A 16,469-nucleotide genomic window follows, 5' to 3' on the forward strand; every position below is an offset into this window, starting at 1 on the left:
AGGATTTGAACAGCAGGAGCGTCGAACTGTCCTCCCGGGACGGATCATCGTCTTGCGTCTCGTCTTCTCTCAACGGGTGCCGCCGGTTCGCGCCGAAGCGGGCGGCCTGTCCTGAACGGAATCCGGATCATGCAGCCTGCGCTGCGCCTCGTTCGAACGGGACGGGACGGCAATCGGCCCCTCCTCCCGGGGCCAGCCCCCCGCCCGGCTGCCGTCCCCGCCCCCGGCGGGAGCCCGCATCGGGACCGGGCGGGACGGGTCCTGTCGGTCGATGGGCTGTCCCTCGCCTTCGGCGGCACGGTAGCCTTCGCGGAGATCGACCTCGCGGTCGGGGCCGGCGAGATCCATGCGGTGATCGGGCCGAACGGCGCCGGCAAATCCTCGCTGATCAACGCGATCACCGGCCTCTATGCGCCTCAGGCCGGGCGGGTGCGGATCGGCGTGGAATCCTTCGCCCGGGTGCCGGCCGGGCGGCTCGCCGCACTGGGCGTGGCCCGGACCTTCCAGAACCTCGCCCTGTTCACGGGCCTGAGCGTCCGCGACAACGTCCTGGCGGGGCTCGCGGCGGCGCGGCGCGCCGGGCTCGGGGCCCAGATCCTGGGCCTGCCGTCGGCCCGGCGGGAGGCGCGGGCGCACCGCGACGCCGCCGAGGCCGTGATCGGCCGCCTCGGCCTCGGAGCCGTGGCCGACCGTCCGGCGGGCAGCCTCCCCTACGGGCTCCAGAAGCGGGTCGAACTCGGCCGGGCCCTGGTGGCCCGGCCGCGACTCCTGCTCCTCGACGAGCCGATGGCCGGCATGACGGCGACCGAGAAGGCCGAGATGACCGGCTTCATCCGGGTGGCGCGGGAGACGTCCGGGGCCGCGATCGTCCTGATCGAGCACGATATCGGCGTCGTCATGCGCCTCTCCGACCGGGTGACCGTGCTCGACCACGGCCGCCGCATCGCCACCGGCACGCCGGCGGAGGTGCAGGCGGACCCGGCGGTCATCGCCGCCTATCTGGGACTCGCGGACGGGGATGCGGACGGGGATACCGACACGGGCGCGGCCGCCGCATGAGCCCGGATCTCGCCTTCCTGATCGAGGTCGTGGTCGGCGGCCTCCTGTCGGGCGTGATGTACGCTCTCGTGGCGATCGGCTTCGTGCTGATCTACAAGACCTCGGGCGTGCTGAACTTCGCGCAGGGCGCGATGATGCTGTTCGCCGCCCTCACCTTCGTAAGCCTGACCGAGCGCGGCCTGCCCTTTCCCGCAGCGCTCGCCGCGACCCTCGCCGCGATGGTGGTGGTCGGCCTCGCGGTGGAGCGGACGGTGCTGCGGCCGCTGGTCAACCAGCCGCCGATCACCCTGTTCATGGCGACGCTGGGCGTCGCCTACGTGATCGAGGGCGCGGCCCAGCTCGCCTGGGGCACCCAGGTCCACGGGCTCGACCTCGGCATCGACGACACGCCGATCGATCTCGGCGGCGTGCTGGTGAGCCGGTTCGATCTGTTCGCCGCCGCGACCGCCGGCCTGATGGTGGCGCTCCTCTCCGCCTTCTTCCGCTACACCCGCACCGGCCTCGCCTTCCGGGCGGTGGCGGACGATCCGCTGGCCGCCCTCAACACCGGCCTGCGCCTGCCCCGGATCTGGTCGGCGGTCTGGATCGCCGCCGGGATCGTCGCGCTGGTGGCGGGGCTGCTCTGGGGCGCGCGGCTCGGCGTGCAGTTCTCCCTGTCGCTGGTGGTGCTGAAGGCCCTGCCGGTGCTCGTGCTCGGCGGCTTCGATTCCATCGCCGGGGCGATCGTGGCCGGGCTGATCGTCGGCGCGGTGGAGAAGCTGTCGGAGGTCTATCTCGGGCCCGTCATCGGCGGCGGCATCGAGGGCTGGATCGCCTACGTGGCGGCGCTGGGCTTCCTGCTGGTCCGGCCGTCGGGCCTGTTCGGCCTGCGCGCTGTCGAGCGGGTCTGAAGACGCCATGGACGCCCTCCCCCGCGCCGCGCCGCGCCCCCACCCGCCCGCCGGAGCCCTCGGCCTCGGCGCCCTGCTGGTCCTGGCCTACGGGATCGTGCCGCTCACCGGCACGAGCTACCTGTTCGAGGCGCTGCTGACGCCGTTCCTGGCCCTGGCGCTGGCCGGCCTCGGGCTCAACCTGCTCACCGGCTATGCCGGGCTGCTCTCCCTCGGCTCGGCCGCCTTCATGGCGGTCGGGGCCTACGCGGCCTTCAACCTGTCGCTGCGCCTGCCCGGCCTGCCGCTCCCGGCGTCACTCCTGCTCGCCGGCTTCGTGGCGGCGCTCGCCGGGCTGGCGGCGGGGCTGCCGGCCCTGCGCCTGCGGGGCTTCTACCTCGCGGTCTCGACGCTCGCCGTGCAGTTCTTCGTCGCCTGGGCGCTGAACCGGATCGGCTGGATCTCCGACGACAGCCCCTCGGGCGTCATCACCGCTCCCCGACTGGTGGTGGCCGGCCTGTCCTTCGACGATCCGCGCGGGCGCTACCTGGTCTCGCTCACGGTGGTCACGCTGCTGACCCTCGTCGCGTGGAGGCTCGTGAGCTCCCCCACGGGCCGCAACCTCGTGGCGATCCGCGACAACGAGACCGCCGCCCGCCTCGTCGGCGTGAAGGTCGCCCGGACCAAGCTCCTGGCCTTCGCGGCCTCGTCCTTCGTGATCGGGATCGCCGGGGCGCTGTGGGCCTTCGCGTATCTGCGCACTGTCGAGCCGGCGGGGTTCAACCTCGACCGCTCCTTCCAGATCCTGTTCATCGTCATCATCGGCGGCCTGGGCACCCTGCGCGGCGCCTTCCTGGGCGCGGGCTTCATCGTGGTGCTGCCCCTGCTGCTGGCCCGCCTCGGCGCGGCGCTCCTCGGCGACGGCTTCGATTCCGGCACCCTGGAGATGGTCCAGCGCATCGTCCTCGGCGCCCTGATCGTGGCCGTGCTGATCCGCGAGCCCGCGGGCCTCGCCGCCCTCCTCGACCGGGCCGGCCGCCGCCTCGGCCGCCGCGCCGCCTGATCCCCTCCCCGTCTGACCAACCCCAGGACGACCATGCCCCTGACGACCCGCCTCCGCGCCGCGCTCCTCGCCGGCACCGTGATGCTCGCCGGCGCCGCGCCGCGCGCCGGATGGGCCGACGAGCAGTATTTCCCGCTCCAGAGCTACCGGGTCGGCCCCTACGCGGCCGGCGGGACCGGCTTCTTCGGCGGCTTCATCGACTATCTCAATCTGATCAACGCCCGGGACGGCGGCGTGAACGGCGTCAAGCTCACCTGGAGCGAGGGCGAGACCCAGTACGAGGTCGAGCGCGGGGTCGAGGTCTACGAGCGGCTGAAGTCCCGGCCCGGCATCGCCGCCTGGAACCCGCTCTCGGTGGGCATCGCCTACGCGATGATCGACCGCATCACCGCCGACAGGGTGCCGCTGGTCACGATCAACCACGGCCGCACCGATTCCACCGACGGGCGCGTCTTTCCCTACGTCTTCCCGCTGCTGCTCAACCCCTACAGCGAGACGAGCGGCATCATCCAGTATCTCGGCACCCGCGCGGGCGGCCTCGACAAGCTCAAGGGCAAGACCATCGCGGTGCTCTACCATGGCTCGCCCTACGGCAAGGAGACGATCCCGATCTACGCGCAGCTCGCCGAGCGGTACGGCTTCACGGTCGCGCAGATCGAGGTGCCCCATCCCGGCAACGAGCAGCAGTCGCAATGGCTGACGATCCGGCGCCTGCGGCCCGATTTCGTGGTGCTGCGCGGCTGGGGCGTGATGAACCCGGTGGCCCTCAAGACCGCCCAGAAGACCGGCTTCCCGGCCGACCGCATCGTCGGCAATGTCTGGTCGAACTCGGAGGAGGACGTGATCCCGGCAGGCGACGCCGCCAAGGGCTACGTCGCCATCACCACCCAGGCCTCGGGGACCGCCTATCCGGTGATCCAGGAGGTCGTCGGCAAGGTCTACGGGGCCGGCAACGGCAACCTCGCCGACAGGAAGCGGATCGGCAGCGTCTACCACAATCTCGGGGTGCTGAACGGCATCCTCAACGTCGAGGCGGTGCGGATCGCGCAAGGCAAGTTCGGTGCGCGCACGCTCACCGGCGACGAGGTGCGCTGGGGCTTCGAGCACCTGCGCCTCGACGAGGCCCGGGTGGCGGCGCTCGGCGCCAAGGGCTTGTTCCACTCGATCAACGTCACCTGCGCCAACCACGAAGGCGAGGGCCGCGTCACCTTCCAGCAATGGGACGGGGCGAAGTGGACTGTGGTGTCCGACTGGATCGCCCCCGACTGGGCGAGCCTGCGCCCGATCATCGAGGCCTCCGCGACCGCCTACGCCAAGGAGCACGGCCTCACCCCGCGCGACTGCGCGGCGGAGGAGGCCGCGGACGCGGCCGGCAAGCAGGCCGCCGCGGCGGCCCGGTGAGCGCCCGATGAGCGCCGCGCCGAACCTCCTGCAGGTCGAGGCCCTGGAGGTCGTCTACGGCGGGGCGGTGCACGCCCTGCACGGCGTCGACCTCGCGGTCCGGGCGGGGGAGATCGTCGCCCTGGTCGGCGCCAACGGCGCCGGCAAGACGACCCTGCTGCGGGCGGTGTCGAACCTGCTGCCGGCCCTGCGCGGCCAAGTCACGGCCGGGCGCCTCGCCTATGACGGACGCGACGTGACGCGGACCCGGACCGACGCCCTCGTCCGCGCCGGGCTCGTGGGCGTGCTGGAGGGCCGGCACTGCTTCCGGGGACTGAGCGTCCAGGAGAATCTCGTCGCGGGCGGCCTCGGGCGCGGCTCGGGCCGCAGCGACGTGCGCGCCGACCTGGAGCGGGTCTACGGCCTGTTCCCGCGCCTCGCCGCGAAGCGGGAGGTCGCCGCCGGCCTCCTTTCGGGCGGCGAGCAGCAGATGGCGGCGATCGGCCGGGCCCTGATGGGACGGCCCCGGCTCCTCGTCCTCGACGAGCCGTCCATGGGGCTCGCGCCCCGGGTGGTGGAGGAGATCTACCGGGTGCTCGCCGGCCTGAACCGGGCCGAGGGCCTGACCCTGCTGGTGGCCGAGCAGAATGTCCGTCTCGCCCTGCGCCACGCCCACCACGCCGTCGTGCTGGAGAACGGACGCAGCGCGCTGGCCGGCAGTGCCGCGTCCCTGCGGGCGCGGGACGATGTCCGGTCCCTGTATCTCGGGGGGGGCGAGCGCCCCGAGGCGGCGGCGCCGCCCGAGGCGCGCCGCCACGCGCCGGCCTGACGGCTCCGGCCTTCCGTGGGGCCTGCGTCAGGATTCCAGATCGGCCCGGCGCAGGGACCAGAGCATGGTCCCGTTCGCGTCGACCAGCCACAGGGCATTCACCGCATCGTCCTCGATCGTCAGTGAGCGTCTGTTGGCGAGGCGTACCGCTTCCTTCGCGTCCGCGGCCGTGAGCATCTCGTCGAGGCGCGGCGCGCCGATCTCCCCGTCCGCGCCACGAACCGCCCCGCGCAGGCGATAATCCGGCATCCATCGACTCCCGTTTCCGACCAGGCTGCCTGAGGTTTGGCGGCGGATGCGAAGATAGGCGCCTGCGCGGCGTGTCGAGAGGGGGCGGGCCGCTACGGCCCGGCGCCGTTCGCCAGGATCTGCTGCGGCGCGGCGAGGAACAGCGCCCGCAGCGCGGCGGCCGCCGCGTGGGGCGGCAGGCCGAGGGCGTGCCGCGTGCCGGCGATCCGGGCGGCGCAATCCGCCGACCGGGCGGCGTCCGGGGCTGCCGCCTCCGCACCGTCCGGCCGCCCCGCCTGCGTCCGGGCGAGGAGCGGTGCGAGCCCGCGCGACGCCGGCCGCTCGGCCCGCAGCCGCGCATCGAGCGCCACGAGGTCGCCGGCCGCGAGGATGCCGCAGGCGGCCGTATCCTGCGATCCGGCACTTCGCATCATCGCCAGGATCCGGTGGCCCAGGGCCCGGACGACCCCGTCATCGGCCGCCCGGAAGCGCCGCTGCAGGTAGCTGGCGGCCATCCGCCTCAGGCCTGCCGCGGCCTCCGCCTCGGGTCGGCCGGCGGCGTAGCCGTCCCTGTACCACCGGGCGATCGGGTCGAGCCCCGCCGCGTCGGCCTGCTGCAGGATCGGCAGGGTTCGCAGGATCGCGGCCCGGGCCCCGGCCGCGCTCGGATCCGCGTCCAGGGTCGAATCGGGGAAGCGGTCCGGGCCGACGACCTCGGTGACGATGCCGGCCGCGCGCAGCTCGGCCGCGGCCGGGATCCAGATCCCGGCCGGAGGCACCGCCAGGGCCCGCGCCACGAAGGCCGCCGGCAGGCCGGCGGCCCGGTAGGCCGCCCGTTCCGGCGCGGAATCCACCGGGCGCATCCGGCCCTGCGCCCCGATCTCGTAGGGGGCGTGGAAGCCGAGCCGGCCGCCGGTCGCGAGGTAGCGCGTCCGGCCGCGGACGAAGATCAGCGTGCAGGCCGAGGCGCAGGCGTCGGGGACGTAGGTGGCGAGCCCCCGCGCCGCCACGAGCGCCCCGATCGCCGCCCCCTCCTCCACCAGGCCGCCGTCGCTGGTGAGATGGAGGCGCGCGATCTGCGGGTGCGCGGCGAGGAGGGCCGCGACCCGTGCGGCCACACCCTCGGTGAGATCGCCGGCGAGTCGCAGGTCCCGGCCGCCCGGCCCGACCGTGAGCCGGGCCGGGACGTCCGGCCCATCGGCGGCAGACGCCGCGGAGGCCGCGCCGCGGCCCTTCGGCGGGTGCGCGGCGGCCGGGCCGGCGGCTCCCAGCGCCAGGGCGAGGGCGCAGGCAGCCGTCCCCGTCCGGCGCCTCCACCCGGGGGGGAAGACCGACATGACAGGTGTCCATCGTTCGTGTTCGGGGAGGCCGGCGTGGCCGGACGGCGCGCCTACTGGAGGTAGGCGACGAACATCTCGGACACGGCCCGTGACGCGTAGGCTTCGGGGCTCTCGCCCCGGCGGATCGGGAAGGCCTCGGCCACCCGGCGGCCGGCGAGGATCCGGTCGACCTCGTCGGGCATCAGGCCGTCGTCGAGGGCGCTCGCGAGGGCGGCGCGTTCATGGGAGGGATGGGAGCGGACGCTCCGGGTCAGGATTCGGCCGAGGGAAACGGCCGCTTCGGCGCTCAGGTCGGGCTGGGTGCTCCGGCTCGTGTCATAGGTCAGCATCGGTGTTCGCCTTTCGTGTCTGATGTCGTGCGCTCTCCTCGTCTTGGATGCGGCAACACGGCAGACACGGCGCAGTCGTCCCGGCGATCCGTTTCTTGCTGGCGATCACGGCAAACCTCCATTCGGCTCTGCGTTGACTGCGCGCCGACACCGTCAATCTAGAGGCCGGGGCCGAGAATGTGCTGCCAAATTGGCGAGGACTTGCAGCGCAGGTCGTTCGTCGAAGGCGCATCTTGGAGCAGAAGCTCAGGTCCGGCCCGGGCGGGCCGGCATCGTGGCCGCGATCGAGGACGCCCGTTCCGGCCCGAGGCCGGGCGCGCGGGGCTTGCCAAGGCAGGGACGATGCGCAAATATCAATAGATAACAAGGGCTTAGCGAAGATGATGCTCCCGTTTCGCCCGCGCACGGTCGAAACCTTCTCCGCCGGACCGGGGTGCCCGGAAAAGACTTCCCGCCAACGCCGCCGGCCCGGTTCCGGCGCCGTTGGCCGCCGAATCAGGCCGCCGCGACCGGCCGTTCAAGGAGAGCCGACACCATGACCCCAGGGCGGATGATGCAGGGCGACGAGGTCGTGTTCGCGCGGATCGACCTCGCGGAGATTCTGGGGATCTGGCGGCATGCCCGGGGCCGTGTGGTGGGCATCCACCCCCCGGGCAATGCCCCGGCCACCGTGGACGTGAAGTTCCAGGGGCACGACACCCTGAAACGTTATCTGCCCGACCTGTTCCGCCCCGTGCGGTGACCGGCGGCGCCCGATGCATCACGCCGCCCTGCCCCCCGCGGGGGCCACGATGGCCGTGGTCCAGCCGCCGCTGCGCGTCACGAGCCGCGGCACGGCTGAGGCCGAGGTCTGGGCGGGCCTGCGCGCCGAGGCCGAGGCGGCCCTGATCGAGGAGCCGCTCTATGCCGGCATCATCCAGGCCACGATCCTCGACCAGCGCTCCCTGGCCCAGGCCTTCGCCTACCGCCTCGCGCACCGGCTCGGGGACGGCGACCTTGCCCGGCTGTCGATGCGCGACCTGTGTCTCTCGGCCTTCGAGGCGGATCCGCAGGCGGGCGCCCACGCCGTGCGCGACCTCGTGGCGATCCGCGAGCGCGACCCGACCTGCCGCCGCTTCCTCGATCCGTTCCTGTTCTACAAGGGGCTGGCGGCGCTGGAGGGCTACCGGGTCGGCCACTGGCTCTGGCACCAGGGCCGGGCGACCCTGGCGCTGCACGTCCAGAGCCGGATCTCAGAGGTGTTCGGCTGCGACATCCACCCGGCGGCCCGGATCGGCTCGGGGGTGTTCATCGACCACGCCACCGGGGTGGTGATCGGCGAGACGGCGGTGATCGCCGACGACGTCTCGATCCTCCAGTCTGTGACGCTCGGCGGCAACGGCAAGGAGAGCGGCGACCGGCATCCCAAGATCGAGCGCGGGGTGCTGCTGAGCGTCGGGGCCAAGGTTTTGGGCAATATCCGGGTCGGCGCGGGCGCCAAGGTGGCGGCCGCCGCGGTGGTGCTGCAGGACGTGCCGCCCCACACGACCGTGGCGGGCGTGCCGGCCCGGGTCGTCTCGCGCTTGCCCGTCGGCGAGGAGCCGGCGCTCAGCATGGACCAGTCCTTTGGTTACGGGGACGGCATCTGAGGCGCGCCGAAAAATCCTTCCCGTGAAACAAAGTCGCCCGGCCTGCGCCGCGCGCCCTGATGGGATGAAACTAAATTCTTCGATCCGGCGATCGCACGATCGCTATGTCCTTTGCGTCAAGTATGCCAAAGGTACAATTCCTATGAAGCGGCCTAAAATAGGGAAATCATTCCGTTGACCCTGGGGCGAGTCGGGCCTTATTCAGATCCTGTCGGGCCGAACAAGAACTGAGGCCGGATAAGCGGCGGACAAGGATTGTCCGATCTTTGGACGATACATCATTCGACTGGCGGTCATGCGCTCTATCGGCCCGTGATCATCATCAAGTCATGATCAAGACGTCTCGCGCCGACCCCGCATACGCTGCGGGACGAACCGCTGCTTGCGGATGGATGCGGCGCGCCTGCAACCCTGAATGGAGTGAGGATGAACGATGAGCGGACCGGGTCTGAGCGTGAGCGCCACGGCGGCACGCAATCTTGCGACGGCGACCGTCACCTCGGTCCAGAACGCGGCCAATACGCCGCGCTGGCTGCTCCGGCTTCTGCCCTTCGTTGACGTGGCGGGCGGGGTCTACCGCGTCAACCGCCGCGCCGTCGTGCTGGCGCGCCCCGGCCGGATCGATCTCGCCGCCGAGGAGAAGGGAGACGGCAAGGGAGAGGGAGACGGCAAGGGAGACGGCAAGCGCCGGGTGATCCGCCCCGCCTCCCTGCGGGCCGTGCCGTTGTTCAGCCGGCTGGGCGATGCGGAGCTCGCGGCCCTGGCGGCTCAGTTCACCGAGAGCCGGCACAAGGCCGGCGATGTGATCCACGAGGAGGGCGCCTCCGGCCGCAGCCTCACGGTGGTCGCCGACGGCACCGTCGAGCTGACCCTGTCGGGCCCCTACAAGGGCCGCCTGCGGCAGGGCCTGGCCACGAAGGGCGACTATTTCGGCGATGCCGGCTTGGCCGGCGAGCGTGCGCCCGCCCCGGCCGTGAAGGCCCTGTCGGCGGTGACCCTCCTGACGCTGGACGCCGCCGCGGTGGAGAGCGAGGAGATCCGCGCCAGGATCGCCCAGTACCGCGAGGAGCGCGACCGCCTCACGGGCCACACCAACTCCTACGGCGAGCAGGGCATCGAGCTGCTGGCTGTCCATACCGGCGAGCCGCGCCTGCCCACGACCTTCGTGGATTACGAGGTCGATCCGCGCGAGTATCACCTCTCGACCATCCAGACGATCCTCAACACCCATACACGGGTGACCGACCTCTACTCCAACGAGATCGACCAGCTCCGCGAGCAGATCCGTCTCACGGTCGATGCCGTGAAGGAGCGCGAGGAGTGGGAACTCCTGAACAATTCGCAGTTCGGCCTGCTCCACGAGGTCGGTCCGCGCCAGCGCATCCCGACCCGCGGCGGCCCGCCCACCCCGGATGATCTCGACGAGCTGCTGACGCTGGTCTGGAAGAAGCCCGCCTATTTCGTGGCCCATCCCCGCGCCATCGCGGCCTTCGGCCGGGAGGCGACCCGCCGGGGCGTGCCGCCGGTCGTCGTCCACCTGTTCGGCGCGCCGTTCATCACGTGGCGCGGCGTGCCGCTGGTGCCGAGCGACAAGCTGCCCATCGACATCGACCCGGTGACCGGCGCGCAGACCACCTCGATCCTGCTTCTGCGGGTCGGCGAGGGCGAGCAGGGCGTGGTCGGCCTGCAGAAATCCGGGGTGACCGGCGAGATCGAGCCCGGCCTGTCGGTGCGCTACATGGGCACCAACGACCATTCGATCGCCTCGCACCTCGTGACCCGCTACTTCTCGGCCGCGGTGCTGGTCGAGGACGCGATCGCCCGCCTCGATAACGTGCTCCTGGGCAACTACCATGACTACGCCTGAGGCGACGGCCCTCGCGGTGCCCGGAGCGAGCCCGGGCGACCTCGCGCACGCGGATCTCGTCGGGCGCCTCGCCCGCGAGATCTACGGTCAGGGGCAGGCGGCGAGCCAGCCCTTCGCCCCCACCCTCCCCGCGGGCCCGCAGGTCCCGCAGGCGCTCGACAGCGTGCCTCAGGGGTTCGGCGGCGCTCCGCTGCCGAGCGGTGCCGTGGGCGTGCCCTCGGCACCGGCCGCCGGGCTGCCCGCGGGGATCCAGCCCGACCTGTCCGCCCTCGGGGCCCGCGCCTTCGGCGCGTCGCCGGCCGGCGTCCCGGGCCTCACCGGCCCGGGCCTGCCGAATCTCGCCCCCGCCGGCCCGGCCTTCGCCGGGACCGCCACGATCCCGCCGGTCCACCCGGTGAGCCCGCCTCCGGCACTGCCGGACATCTCGTTTCCGGGCGGCCCTGAACTGCACCGGCAGGTCGCGGCGGATCACCCCCGCGCCCAGGCCTTCGCGCATGCGCTCGCCCCCCCGCACCTCGTCCCGGCCGACCCGTCGCAGGCGGGCGTGGACGAGGCGCAGGAGAGCTTTCGCAGGACCGGCCGCCTCTCGCGGGCGCCCGAACCGGCCGCCGACAACCTGTCGGACTATTACTTCCTGACCCTCGGCCCCCGCCCGGCCCGGACGGCTCCCGCGACGCCGCGCGTCGAGCCGAGCCGCGCGCCGGGCCCCGCGCCGCGGGCGCTCTCGCACGGGTCGAGCCCGGTCGCGGCGCCCTTCGACGTGGCGTCTATCCGCCGGGACTTCCCGGCCCTGCACCAGAGCGTCAACGGCCATCCGCTGGTGTGGCTCGACAACGCCGCGACGACCCACAAGCCGAAAGCCGTGATCGACGCGACGAACGCGTTCTACGCCCGGCACAATTCCAACATCCACCGCGCCGCCCACACCCTGGCGGCGCGCGCCACCGACCTGTTCGAGGGCGGGCGCGAGGCGGTGCGCCGCTTCCTCAACGCGCCCTCCAAGGACGACATCGTCTTCCTGCGCGGCACCACGGAGGCGATCAACCTCGTCGCCCATTCCTACGGCCGGGCGCAGATCGGCCCGGGCGACGAGATCATCGTCTCGACCATCGAGCACCACGCCAACATCGTGCCCTGGCAGATGCTGGCCCAGCAGACCGGGGCGACGCTCCGGGTGATCCCGGTCAACGACCGGGGCGAGATCATCTTCGAGCAATACGCGGCCTTGCTGTCGGGCCGCACCAAGATCGTCTCGGTGACGCAGGTGGCCAACGCGCTCGGCACCGTGAACCCGGTGCGGGAGATCATCCAGCTCGCCCATGCCTACGGGGTGCCGGTGCTGGTCGATGCGGCGCAATCCGCGCCGCACATGCCGCTCGACGTGCAGGCGCTGGACGCCGACTTCCTGGTCTTCTCCGGCCACAAGGTGTTCGGGCCGACGGGCATCGGCGCGCTCTACGGCAAGGCGCACCTGCTCGCGGCGATGCCCCCCTGGCAGGGAGGCGGCCACATGATCGAGGACGTCACCTTCGCGAAGACGGTGTACAAGGGCGCGCCGGAAAAATTCGAGGCCGGCACGCCCGACATTGCCGGGGCGGTGGGGCTCGGGGCGGCCCTCGACTACCTCGCGCGGATCGGCCTGCCGGCGATCGCCGCCTACGAGCACGACCTGCTGGACTATGCGCAGGCCGGTCTTGCCGACGTGAAGGGCCTGCGCCTGATCGGCACGGCCCGGGAGAAGGCGAGCGTGATGTCCTTCGTGATCGAAGGCCAGGAGAACGAGGCGGTCGCCCACCACCTCGATGCCCGCGGCATCGCGGTCCGTTCGGGCCATCACTGCGCCCTGCCGGCGCTCCGCCGGTTCGGGGTCGACCAGTCGGTGCGGGCGTCGCTGGCCTTCTACAACACCCGCGCGGAGGTCGACGCCTTCCTGACGGCGCTGCACACCCTGCCGCGGCACTGACCCCGGGGGCGATCGGATCCGCGCCGCGCTCGTCCTCTGCAGGGCGGCGACGCGATCGCGGGTCTCGCCCATGGGTCTCAGGACGGGGCGCGGGTCCCCTCGCCCGTGCGGGCTTGCCAGGAACAGATCTCGGGCGAGCCCGAGCTCTGTGGGAGGCGCACGCGCAGCGGTGTGGACCTTGTCGCCCGCACGGGGCGACGAGGTGGGGCAGCCGTCGGCGTCAGCCTCACGCTACCGCCGGCCGGAGGTGCCGCGTCCGGACCGTACCGTCGATGGCCCGTAGCGCGCGGAGCACCGCGTCCGCCTCGCCAGGCCCCACCGACGCGTCCACCACGACGTAGCCGTACTCGCCGTCCGTCTGCAGGTACTGCGCGTCGATGTTGAGCGACCGGCCCGAGAAGACCGCGTTGATCTGCCCGAGCACGCCGGGCACGTTCCGGTGGACGTGGAGGAAGCGGGCGCCGGACCGGCGCGGCGGCAGCTGAACCTGCGGGAAGTTCACCGCGCCGAGCGTCGAGCCGGTCTGGGCGTAGTCGACCAGCTTGCGGGCCACTTCCGCGCCGATGCGGTCCTGGGCCTCCTCCGTCGAGCCGCCGATATGCGGGGTGAGGATGACGTTCGGCAGCCCCTGCAGGGGCGAGACGAAGCGCTCCGCGTTGGAGGTGGGCTCGACCGGGAAGACGTCGATCGCGGCTCCGGCGAGATGGCCGTCGCGCAGGGCCGCCGCCAGGGCGTCCAGGTCCACGACCGTGCCCCGGCTGTTGTTGATGAGGTAGGCGCCGGGCTTCATCGCGCGGATGCGCTCCGCGCCCATGAGCCCGTGGGTTAGCGGCGTCTCCGGGACGTGCAGGCTGACCACGTCGCTGGCGGCGAGCAGCGCGTCGAAGCTCTCGGCCGGCTCGGTGTTCCCGTGACGCAGCTTGTCGGTCAGATCGTAGAAGATCACGCGCATGCCCATCGCCTCCGCGAGGTTCGAGAGCTGCGCGCCGATATTCCCGTAGCCGACGATCCCCAGCGTCTTGCCGCGCACCTCGAAGGCGCCGGAGGCCGACTTGTCCCAGCCGCCGGCATGGGCGGCGATCGAGCGCGGCAGGATGCGCCGGAGCAGCATCACGATCTCGCCGATCGTGAGTTCGGCGACGCTGCGCGTGTTCGAGAACGGCGCGTTGAAGACGGGCACGCCCCGGGCGCGCGCCGTCTCGAGGTCGACCTGATTGGTCCCGACGCTGAAGCAGCCGATGGCGGTGAGATCGGGCAGGGCGTCGAGCAGCGCGGCGGTGACGTGCGTGCGGGAGCGGATGCCGAGGACGGTCACGTCGGCCAGATCCCGGGCCTCATCGGGGCTGACGGCACGAGGCAGCTGGCGGATGTCGCCGATCCCGGCCTGCGTGAAGATCCTGGACGCCGTCGGCGCTATGCTTTCGGTCAGAACGACGCGCTCGGTCGACACGGTCTGTGCTCCTTCCACGGACGGGATGCGATCCGCGACCTTGCCGCTGGCGTCGCGGAGCGGCAAGGGCGGGAGGGGCATGCGCCCGGCTCCTGCGCGCGGCTCCTGCGCGCGGCGTCTGGGCGCGCCGGTCCCGGACCGGAGCGCCCGTTGCGGGCCGTCCGCCCCGGCCCCCGCGGCGGACGGTCCCCGTCCGTCGTCTCGACGCCGGGCGTGGGGCCTGCCAGTGTCCGCCTCCCGGCGGCCGCGGCCGCGGAGCGACAGGTGCATCATGACCGGATCGACAGCCCGGGCCGTCATCGTCCAGCCGGGCGGCGGCTTCGACAAGGTGACTTTCGGGGAGCAGCCGGTGCCCGAGCCGGGGCCCGGCGCGATCACCGTCCGCCTGCGGGCGAGTTCCCTCAACTATCACGACTATGCCGTGGTCAGCGGGATGTGGGGGCCGAGCGAGCCGCGCGTCCCGATGTCGGACGGCGCCGGCGAGGTCGAGGCCGTGGGACCCGGCCCGAACGACTTCGCGGTCGGCGACCGGGTGGTCAGCACGTTCTTCCCGACCTGGACCGAGGGCACGCCGCGGGTCGAGGGCTTCGCCACGGTGCCGGGCGACGGGGTCGACGGCTATGCCCGGGAGCGGGTCACCGCGCCGGCCAGCGCCTTCACCCACGCGCCGAAGGGCTGGGACCACGCCGAGGCGGCGACCCTGACCACCGCGGCGCTCACCGCATGGCGCGCGCTCCACGCCGATGCCGGCCTGAAGAGCGGCGACGTCGTGCTGGTGCAGGGGACCGGCGGCGTGTCGCTGTTCGCCCTGCAATTCGCCAAGGCGGCGGGGGCCACGGTGATCGCCACCTCGTCCAGCGACGACAAGCTGGAGCGCCTGCGCGGGCTCGGCGCCGACCACGTCATCAACTACCGCGCCGACCCGGCCTGGGGCGAGACCGCCCGGCGGCTGACCGATGGGCGCGGCGTCGACCACGTCGTCGACGTCGGCGGTCCGGCGACGCTGGAGCAGTCCATGGCCGCCGTCCGCGTCGCCGGCCACATCTCGGTGATCGGCATCCTGTCGGGCGTGGCCGGGGAATTGCCCCTGGTGCCGGCGCTCCTGAAGCAGATCCGCCTGCAGGGCGTGCTGGTCGGCAGCCGCCGCCACCAGATCGAGATGGTCCGCGGCATCGAAGCCTGCGGCCTGCGGCCGGTGGTCGACAGCCGCTACCCCCTCGACGAGCTCGTGGCGGCGTTCCGCCACCAGGAAAGCAACCGCCACTTCGGCAAGATCTGCATCGCGATCTGAGCGGGCCTGAAGGGGTCTGGCCGGTTCAGCGGACGGCGATCCCGAGCGTCCTGGGCAGCGCGACCGTCCGGGATGCTTCCGGCTGGCCCGGCCGGGCCAGCATGTGCGAACAGCCGTTCTCGCAGAAGGCGCGGAGCGTGCGCCGGTCGAGCCCGATATCGCTCAACATATCGTCGTCGAGGGCCGATAAGATGCGAATGTTTCGCGTTGCGATGCGGTTTTTTCGAATGTATCTAACGAACGAGAGGATCATGATCTGGTCTCCGTTGTGCCGAAAAATCGGTTATTTATCCAATTTCGGCCGGATCAGTGTCGATGAATCGTCTCTTTCTCGCATCATCTGTTCAGGTTACTGCGTGTTGTCGAAGTAGACTTGTTTGCCGGGGGCGAGCCTGTTGCGGCCTGCCTCCTGACAGGGCAGGCTCTGCCGGTCCAGACGACGCCCCTCCGTCCCGCACGGGAAACCGAGGACGGCTCTACACACCCGCGATCGGCTGCGGGCAGAGCAGGAGCAGGCGCATCAACTCGGCCTGGCGGCGCGTCCCCGTCTTCTCGAAGAGGTGACGCAGGTGCACGCGTGCCGTGTTCCGGGTGATCTGGCGGCGCGTCGCGCTCGCCGCGAGGTCGTTCCCCGCCAGGATGTCGATGGCCAGGGCCGCCTCCGCGGGGGTAAAACCGAACTGATCCTGCAGAACGCCGGGATCCGGCAGGCGTGGCGCCGCGGGGTCGATGAGGCGCAGGAGAACCGCGCCCTCGGCGATCGGGCGGAAGGCCCCGGGGATCGCGCAGGCGGCGATCAAGAGTGTCCCGTCGGGGCCGTCCAGGCGCACCGCGGCGCCGCGCTGGCCGGCGGCGCAGCGGTCGATGACGCGGCGGAGCGTCGCGCTGTCCTCCGGCCCCGCGCCGCGCAGGCCGCCGTGCTCGAGGCGCAGAAGGCCCCGGTCGATGAGGGATTGCGCAGCCCGGTTCAGGAAATAGGGCCGACCGCTCCGGTCGGTCACGGCCAGCCCCTGTTCGAGATGCTCCGCCAGGAGGTGGAGTGCGGCCTCCACCACGAACGCGTCCGGGACGGTGGGGGCGCCGCCGGACTGGGACCGCCGCGCGTGCACCGGGCCGGCCTCCGGCATGCCCCCGGTTCTGCGGATGTTCATGTGCGATTGACTGATCACGCCA

General features: G+C 72.3%; 16 protein-coding genes. 10 read left to right on the forward strand and 6 right to left on the reverse strand.

From position 1 onward, the window contains the following. Positions 1 to 129 precede the first annotated feature (129 nt). The 5 genes from ABC766_RS02000 to ABC766_RS02020 are packed head-to-tail and all read left to right on the forward strand — an operon-like array spanning position 130 to position 5,200. Positions 130 to 1,059, forward strand: a complete 930-nt coding sequence (locus tag ABC766_RS02000) for an ABC transporter ATP-binding protein (protein ID WP_345820919.1) — start codon at positions 130 to 132, stop codon at positions 1,057 to 1,059. Then, positions 1,056 to 1,949 (forward strand): branched-chain amino acid ABC transporter permease, encoded by an 894-nt coding sequence (locus tag ABC766_RS02005; RefSeq protein ID WP_345820921.1) that lies wholly within the window; start codon positions 1,056 to 1,058, stop codon positions 1,947 to 1,949. Before ABC766_RS02000 ends, ABC766_RS02005 begins: the two co-directional genes overlap by 4 nt. A 7-nt stretch (positions 1,950 to 1,956) precedes the next feature. After that, a complete protein-coding gene (locus ABC766_RS02010) occupies positions 1,957 to 2,991 on the forward strand; it encodes a branched-chain amino acid ABC transporter permease (RefSeq protein ID WP_345820922.1) in 1,035 nt (344 codons plus the stop codon). A gap of 33 nt (positions 2,992 to 3,024) precedes the next feature. Continuing rightward, positions 3,025 to 4,392: an ABC transporter substrate-binding protein gene (locus tag ABC766_RS02015; protein ID WP_345820923.1), complete on the forward strand. Its 1,368-nt coding sequence runs from the start codon at positions 3,025 to 3,027 to the stop codon at positions 4,390 to 4,392. Between the two features lie 7 nt (positions 4,393 to 4,399). Further along, a complete protein-coding gene (locus tag ABC766_RS02020; protein WP_345820924.1) occupies positions 4,400 to 5,200 on the forward strand; it encodes an ABC transporter ATP-binding protein in 801 nt (266 codons plus the stop codon). A 27-nt stretch (positions 5,201 to 5,227) separates the two neighbouring features. On the opposite strand, the gene ABC766_RS02025 is transcribed toward ABC766_RS02020, so the two are convergent. The 3 genes from ABC766_RS02025 to ABC766_RS02035 all read right to left on the reverse strand — a co-directional run bounded on the left by ABC766_RS02025 (position 5,228) and on the right by ABC766_RS02035 (position 7,097). Continuing rightward, the gene (locus ABC766_RS02025) at positions 5,228 to 5,449 is read right to left on the reverse strand and encodes a hypothetical protein (protein WP_043389304.1); all 222 of its coding nucleotides are present in this window, start codon (positions 5,447 to 5,449) and stop codon (positions 5,228 to 5,230) included. Between the two features lie 92 nt (positions 5,450 to 5,541). Next, the gene (locus tag ABC766_RS02030; RefSeq protein WP_345820927.1) at positions 5,542 to 6,765 is read right to left on the reverse strand and encodes a hypothetical protein; all 1,224 of its coding nucleotides are present in this window, start codon (positions 6,763 to 6,765) and stop codon (positions 5,542 to 5,544) included. A gap of 53 nt (positions 6,766 to 6,818) precedes the next feature. After that, a complete protein-coding gene (locus ABC766_RS02035; RefSeq protein ID WP_043389298.1) occupies positions 6,819 to 7,097 on the reverse strand; it encodes a hypothetical protein in 279 nt (92 codons plus the stop codon). A 535-nt stretch (positions 7,098 to 7,632) separates the two neighbouring features. Here ABC766_RS02035 and ABC766_RS02040 point away from each other — a divergent pair. The 4 genes from ABC766_RS02040 (at position 7,633) to ABC766_RS02055 (ending at position 12,555) form a co-directional block, all read left to right on the forward strand. Next, positions 7,633 to 7,839: a hypothetical protein gene (locus ABC766_RS02040; RefSeq protein ID WP_043354144.1), complete on the forward strand. Its 207-nt coding sequence runs from the start codon at positions 7,633 to 7,635 to the stop codon at positions 7,837 to 7,839. 13 nt (positions 7,840 to 7,852) lie between these two features. Beyond that, positions 7,853 to 8,725, forward strand: a complete 873-nt coding sequence (gene cysE / locus ABC766_RS02045) for a serine O-acetyltransferase (protein WP_345820929.1) — start codon at positions 7,853 to 7,855, stop codon at positions 8,723 to 8,725. Between the two features lie 433 nt (positions 8,726 to 9,158). Next, entirely contained in the window at positions 9,159 to 10,592 is a 1,434-nt protein-coding gene (locus ABC766_RS02050) for a family 2B encapsulin nanocompartment shell protein (RefSeq protein WP_043389294.1), read from the forward strand. After that, positions 10,579 to 12,555, forward strand: coding sequence for a family 2A encapsulin nanocompartment cargo protein cysteine desulfurase (locus ABC766_RS02055; protein ID WP_345820930.1), 1,977 nt, complete (start codon positions 10,579 to 10,581; stop codon positions 12,553 to 12,555). Before ABC766_RS02050 ends, ABC766_RS02055 begins: the two co-directional genes overlap by 14 nt. 226 nt (positions 12,556 to 12,781) lie before the next feature. On the opposite strand, the gene serA is transcribed toward ABC766_RS02055, so the two are convergent. Next, positions 12,782 to 14,005, reverse strand: a complete 1,224-nt coding sequence (gene serA / locus ABC766_RS02060; RefSeq protein ID WP_345822653.1) for a phosphoglycerate dehydrogenase — start codon at positions 14,003 to 14,005, stop codon at positions 12,782 to 12,784. Positions 14,006 to 14,276: 271 nt separating this feature from the next. Here serA and ABC766_RS02065 point away from each other — a divergent pair, with 271 nt between their 5' ends. Continuing rightward, entirely contained in the window at positions 14,277 to 15,296 is a 1,020-nt protein-coding gene (locus ABC766_RS02065) for an NAD(P)-dependent alcohol dehydrogenase (RefSeq protein ID WP_345820932.1), read from the forward strand. Between the two features lie 25 nt (positions 15,297 to 15,321). Here the strand turns inward: ABC766_RS02065 and ABC766_RS02070 are convergent, their stop codons facing one another. Beyond that, positions 15,322 to 15,549, reverse strand: a complete 228-nt coding sequence (locus tag ABC766_RS02070; protein WP_342144961.1) for a DUF1127 domain-containing protein — start codon at positions 15,547 to 15,549, stop codon at positions 15,322 to 15,324. Positions 15,550 to 15,772: 223 nt separating this feature from the next. Beyond that, positions 15,773 to 16,465: a helix-turn-helix transcriptional regulator gene (locus ABC766_RS02075; protein WP_345820934.1), complete on the reverse strand. Its 693-nt coding sequence runs from the start codon at positions 16,463 to 16,465 to the stop codon at positions 15,773 to 15,775. Positions 16,466 to 16,469: the final 4 nt, after the last annotated feature.

The sequence above is a fragment of the Methylobacterium fujisawaense genome (assembly GCF_039619325.1).
In the GTDB taxonomy this organism is placed as follows: Bacteria; Pseudomonadota; Alphaproteobacteria; order Rhizobiales; family Beijerinckiaceae; genus Methylobacterium; species Methylobacterium fujisawaense.